The organism is Mycobacterium sp. 852014-52144_SCH5372336 (assembly GCF_001665615.1).
GTDB classification, from domain to species: Bacteria; Actinomycetota; Actinomycetes; order Mycobacteriales; family Mycobacteriaceae; genus Mycobacterium; species Mycobacterium neumannii_A.
This window is the reverse complement of the sequence record NZ_LZSW01000017.1, coordinates 1-5,592: the sequence shown is the minus strand read 5'-3', so window position 1 is coordinate 5,592 and position 5,592 is coordinate 1. Positions and strand designations below refer to the sequence as shown.

Annotated in this window: 6 protein-coding genes; 2 read left to right on the top strand and 4 right to left on the bottom strand. The window is 64.8% G+C overall.

Translation table 11 applies throughout. The features are described from left to right. The coding region (locus tag A5759_RS26260) for a hypothetical protein (protein ID WP_231984512.1) at positions 1-231 on the top strand (231 nt) is incomplete at its 5' end. A gap of 177 nt (positions 232-408) precedes the next feature. Here A5759_RS26260 and A5759_RS02420 read toward each other — a convergent pair. Both A5759_RS02420 and A5759_RS02415 read right to left on the bottom strand, forming a co-directional pair. Then, positions 409-972 (bottom strand): isoprenylcysteine carboxylmethyltransferase family protein, encoded by a 564-nt coding sequence (locus A5759_RS02420; RefSeq protein WP_369816157.1) that lies wholly within the window; start codon positions 970-972, stop codon positions 409-411. 163 nt (positions 973-1,135) lie between these two features. Further along, entirely contained in the window at positions 1,136-3,205 is a 2,070-nt protein-coding gene (locus tag A5759_RS02415) for a heavy metal translocating P-type ATPase (RefSeq protein ID WP_068193352.1), read from the bottom strand. Positions 3,206-3,301: 96 nt separating this feature from the next. Here A5759_RS02415 and A5759_RS02410 point away from each other — a divergent pair, with 96 nt between their 5' ends. Next, on the top strand, positions 3,302-3,661 hold the full coding sequence (locus tag A5759_RS02410) for a metalloregulator ArsR/SmtB family transcription factor (RefSeq protein WP_068193350.1): 360 nt from the start codon (positions 3,302-3,304) through the stop codon (positions 3,659-3,661). 32 nt (positions 3,662-3,693) lie between these two features. Here the strand turns inward: A5759_RS02410 and A5759_RS02405 are convergent, their stop codons facing one another. Next, entirely contained in the window at positions 3,694-4,230 is a 537-nt protein-coding gene (locus A5759_RS02405) for a DinB family protein (RefSeq protein WP_068193347.1), read from the bottom strand. A 154-nt stretch (positions 4,231-4,384) separates the two neighbouring features. Continuing rightward, entirely contained in the window at positions 4,385-4,633 is a 249-nt protein-coding gene (locus A5759_RS26255) for a hypothetical protein (protein WP_231984513.1), read from the bottom strand. Positions 4,634-5,592: the final 959 nt, after the last annotated feature.

The following is a 5,592-nucleotide window of genomic DNA, read 5'->3' as shown; positions in this document are numbered from 1 at the left end:
GTCGTCATCATGGCACCTTCCTCGCCGAGCTTCGCTCAGCGTGTCAGTGCCGGAAACACCGTTATTTCCACAGTCCCGGCGCGTGAAACCGCTGCCGGCGAGCCCGTTGTTGCCTACAGAAGACGCGATTATCAGCACGGCGCGAAACAGATCGATCAGGACGCTCACGAGACTAAACATGAATCGTTTATCTGGGGTCTGATTGGCGTGTGTACGACTGTTCGCAATTAGCTTCGCATTAACGGTGTGGCCGTAATCGGGAACGGAGCCTCAGTTGCGTGTTCCCGATTACGGAGGGTTACAGCCGTGGAGTTACCGAGGGACATCGGTAGGTTTCAACGAGGCGTCCGGGTTGTGTTATCGGTCGGACGAATCCTGTTGTATCCCAACTGTGTAGGTCGATTTGATTCAGCCGGTAGACGATCCTGAGTCACGGTGTCTGTAGGTGTGTATCTCTCGGCCTGTGCGCATCGAAGCCGTAGTGGGGATGCCGCGCGCGGGTGTCGCCCACGGCGACGGCGTTATTGGCGGATCGTTCCGACTTTCGGCACGAAGCGGCCGACGGTTCTGGCGTAGTTGTGGTAGCTGTGGCCGTGGGCGTAGGTGGGGCTCTTCGACGACGCGGACCTGCAGTTCGATGGTGGCGAGCAGGAGCGCGAATCCGGTGATCGCGAGCGGGCTGGGGGTCATCAGGGCGACGCCAGCGGCGAAGGTGAGTATGGCGGTGAAGATCGGGTTGCGGACGATGGCGAAGACGCCTCGTCGGACCAATGTCCTTGTCTCGCTGGGGGTGACGCTGATGCGCCAGGATTCGCCCATGTCGTTCTGCGCGTAGGGGGTGGCGGCAATGTCGACGACGGCCAGCGTGGTGGCGAGAGTCTGGATGGGTGGGGTGTGCAGAGCGGCGAGTGGCGAGAGCACGTCCAGTAGCTGCAGTAGCGGGGCGGCGAGGCCGATGATGATGGCGAGCACGAATCCGGCGCCGGCTAGCCATTCGAGGGATCCGGGTTGTCCGCTGATGCCGTGGAATCCGGTCGACCCGGTGCGACGCCGTTGTCGCCAGCTGCGCCACCCCCATTGCGAGTGCGCCGAAGAGCGCGTAGAGCAGCAGCGCGGTGAGAGCCATGACCTGTTCCTAACCGTGTCGCCGGGATGGGTCTGGGCCGTGGTGGTGGTTATCGGTAGGGCGACCCGAACCGTTGTTGCTGCGCTTGGGGAGTGCGGCTGTGCGCCACGCTTTTTCGCGGAGTAGGCGCAGACCGTTGAGGCCGACGATGATGGTGGAGCCTTCGTGGCCAGCCACGCCCAGCGGCAGCGGCAGGTGCCCGAATATGTCCCAGAGCACGAGCACGGTGATGAAGGTGGCCGCGATGGTCAGGTTGGCCGCCACGACACGGCGGGCCCGGCGGGACAGCGCGATCACGGCGGGGATGGTGGCCAGTTCGTCGCGGACCACGACCGCATCGGCGGTATCCAGGGCCAGGTCGGAGCCGGCGCGGCCCATGGCGACACCGGTGTGGGCGGCGGCCAGCGCGGGTGCATCGTTGACGCCGTCGCCGACGAGCAGCACCCGCTCACCGTCGCTTTCCAGGCGGCGCACGGCGCTGACCTTGTCGGCCGGCAGCAACCCGGCCCGGACGTCGGTGATACCGACCTGTTCGGCGAGATGCGCCGCGGCGCAGGGGTTGTCGCCGGTCAACAGCACCGGGGCGCGCCCGGTCAGCGTGGTTAGTTCGGCGGTTGTTGCGGTGGCGTTGGGTCGCAGCCGGTCGGCCAGCCCTAGGACCCCGGCGGGGCGGTCGTCGACGGTGACCAGGACTGCGGTGTGTCCGGTGGTTTCGATTTCCTCGACGATCGTGGTGGCCTGCTCGATCGCATGTTGATCGGGCGATGCGCTGGTTGCGGTGTGGGCCAGCCGGTGGCCGGGGCTGCTCACCGCGACTCGCTGTCCGTCGATGACCGCGTGGATCCCGTGGCCGGGGATGGAGTCGAAGTCCTCGGCGTGGGCCAGGCGGAGGCCGCGCTCGTGGGCCGCGGCGACCACGGCACGCCCGAGCGGGTGTTCACTGGGTCGTTCGGCGCTGGCGGCCAGCCACAGCAGTGCGGTTTCGGTGATGGCGGCGGCATCCAGGACGCGGATGTCGGTGAGGCGGGGGGTGCCTTCGGTCAGGGTGCCGGTCTTGTCGAACGCGACCATGGTGGTGTCGCCGAGTTGTTCCATCACCACCGCCGACTTGACCAGCACACCGTGGCGCCCGGCGTTGGCGATCGCCGAGAGCAGCGGCGGCATGGTGGCCAGCACCACCGCGCATGGGGAGGCCACGATCATGAACGTCATCGCCCGCAGCAAGGTGGGCTGCAGGGCGGCGCCGAACGCCAGCGGGACGAAGAACAGCGCCAGGGTGGCGACCACGACCCCGACCGAGTAGCGCTGTTCGACCTTCTCGATGAACAGCTGGGTTTTGGCCTTGGTGGCCGAGGCCTCCGACACCATCGCCACGATGCGGGTCACCACCGTCTGCGAGGCGTCGCGGTCCACCCGCACCCGCAGCATACCGGTGCCGTTGACGGTGCCGGCGAACACCTCGTCGCCGACGGTTTTGGCCACCGGTAGCGGTTCGCCGGTGATCGAGGCTTGGTCGACATCGCTGGCGCCGTCCAGTATTTCGCCATCGGCGCCGATGCGTTCGCCGGGGCGGATCAGGATCTGCTCGCCCACCGCCAACTCGGCGGTGTCGACACGCTGCTCGGTGCCGTCGGGGCCAATGCGGGTGGCCTGCTGGGGGGCCAAATCCAGCAGGGCTTTAACGGAGTCCTCGGTGCGCTGGGTCGCCACGGCCTCCAAGGCGCCGGAGGTGGCGAAGATGACGATCAACAGGGCGCCGTCGAAGACCTGCCCGATCGCGGCCGCACCGATCGCGGCGACGATCATCAGCAGGTCAACGTCGAGGGTCTTGTGACGCAGTGCCTGGATACCGGCCCAGCCGGGTTCCCACCCGCCGGTCACGTAGCAGGCCAGATACAGCGTCCACCACGACCAGGCCGGGGCGCCGGCGACCTGGGCCCCCAGCCCGGCCAAAAACAACACGGTCGCTGCGCTGGCCCATCGCACCTCGGGCAACGCGAAGGCCCGTAACCATCGTGGCCGCAACGCTTCTCGCTGCGCCGGCGCGGCGGTTTCGTCCTGCAGTACCGCTGATGTCATCCGATTGCCTCCCGGCACGACCCGTCATTTCGAAGAGCCAACTCAAGCATACATATGAAGATGTCTACATGTGTTTGGATAATCTAGGATTGTGACATGGGCCACGGAGTAGAGGGCAAACTCACCACTGCTGCGGTGCCGCTGGACATCGACGACGCGGCAACCGTAGCCGCGACCTTGCAGGCGCTGGGCACCCCCAGCAGATTGATGATGCTCACCCGCCTGCGGCAGGGACCATGCACGGTCACCGAACTCGCCGACGCCGTCGGCATGGAACAACCCGCGGTGTCACACCAACTGCGGCTGCTGCGCGCGCTCGGACTGGTCGCCGGCACCCGCGCCGGCCGCAACATCGTCTACAGCCTCTACGACAACCACGTCGCCCAACTGCTCGACGAGGCCATCTACCACATCCAACACCTCAGCATCGGCAAGCGCGACACCACCATCGCCTGAACCGTGCTCCGGCGGAGTGGCCGAAGCCGCAGCTAGGTCAAGTTGCCGATGGTGAGCTGGCGGCGGTGATGGTCGTAGTGCTGGCCAGGGTAGCGGTAGATGTCTGCCAGAGTCATGTAATCCTCGAAGTACGGATCCCAGCGGGTCGGGCCGTGCATCCCGCGCCGAAATGCGTTGTCACGCTGGCAAATAAGTAACCCCCCAAGGGAGTCGATTACTCGGTCAAGTTTGGGTCCCATGCGGTTGCGGTTGTACACGCGGGCGGCTAGGCAGGATCCGTAGAAGTTAATTGCATGGAACGGCCGGGTTGCCGCGTTGAGGGCCTGCGCGAAGCGGCGACTCAAGGCCTGCGGCAGATGACCGAATACACGCACCAGGAACAACAGTCGCTGCACGACCGTGTAGCCGAAAACCATGTGTAACAACAGCTGTTCGTTTGTCCACCGAGTACCCGAAGTTGGCTTGCGCCAGTCGTCGTCGGTGGCGACATCCAGGAGGTGATGAAAGTCCGTTCGGAACCGTTCCAGCTCCATGGTGAGGGCGGTGCGGTCGATGAGTGGTTCGGTCATGGCGCGCTGTGATCTTCTGGCACCGACGTGCATCGAAAGTAGAAGCGCCACAATTCGAAACGATCGGCGCCGCCCGGAAACGTGGGTGTCTCAGCCGTGGATCGTTCGGCGCAAATCAAACTCCCATCCTGCCCGACATAAACGTCGTCCGACCTCATCGGCGGACATGCCGACGTGCATTGGCGCGTTGAAGCTCATCGGCGTCGGCCCGTTCGGCCTTTTCGATGACAGGGCAGATCTTTGTGGCGGCGGTCTTTTCGGTGTTCGTGTCTCGGGTGTCGGCGAGTGCTGCCCGTAGCTCGCTCAGTCCAACGATGATTTGGTCGATTTCGTCGATGCGTTGGTCGACGATTGCGCGTGTGGTCGCGCAGGGCTGTCGACGGTCGTGGGCGGTGGCGAGGATTTCGGCTACTTGATCGATGTGTAGTCCTATTTGCGGGCCGCGGCGATGAATCGCAGTCGTGCGATGTCGTAATCGGCGTAGAGGCGGTAGCCGGCGGCGGTGCGCAGGGGGCAGTGAGCAGCCCCCGAGCTTCGTAAAGCCGCACGGCTTTGGCCGTCAGGCCCGCCGCCGCCGCGCGACTGATCGTGACGGGTTGGTTTGGCGGCTGTTCGCCTGTCGGCTTGACCTTGCCCATGGGTCAAGGTTCTACCTTCGCTGTGTTGGAGTGCAACCCAGTGTGGAAGGAGTTCACGATGGCGTTTCGCGAGGGGCAGGCGTATCGGTGTCCAGATTCGTCGTGCGGCTGTGAGGTGACAGTAACCAAAGGAGTACCGGCGACGTGCGCAGGCGCGCAGAAGCCGACTTGCCGCTGCGGCAAGACGACGGAGTTGGTGAGCGGGCCGACACCATAGCCAGTGTCGATTCGTGGCTGCGTCGCTGGCGGCCTGCCGGGCCAGCGATCACGCTCGTTACGATGAGTGTGACGACTTCATCCGACACGTGGGCCCAGGTCGTCAAGCCGCCGCCCAGCCGTTGTCACGGTTGCCGATGCCACCCGGGGAGTTGGTCGAGTTCGGTTTGGCGTTGTGCGGTAAAGGCGCGTGTTCCGAGTGGCCAGCAGGCCTGTGGGTCCTGTAACTACGACAAGGCCGATGCGTACACGAGTGTTCCGGAATCGCCGAGTGTGCAGATCCTGTAACGCCTGTCGCCGTGGAAGCCGCCGCACGGCGACTGTGATCGATGGCCCCAAAGCTCGAATCAGATGCCTGAGGGACAGCCGATTTTGCGAAGTCCACATAGCGGACTGGATGGGCTGATTCACCTGATGTACTCGGCGACCTATACCGGTAACCCTGCATATTCGGATTCGTCGTATTGGGGCGTGCGTGCACCTCTACGAGCTAGTGGTGGCGGCATCG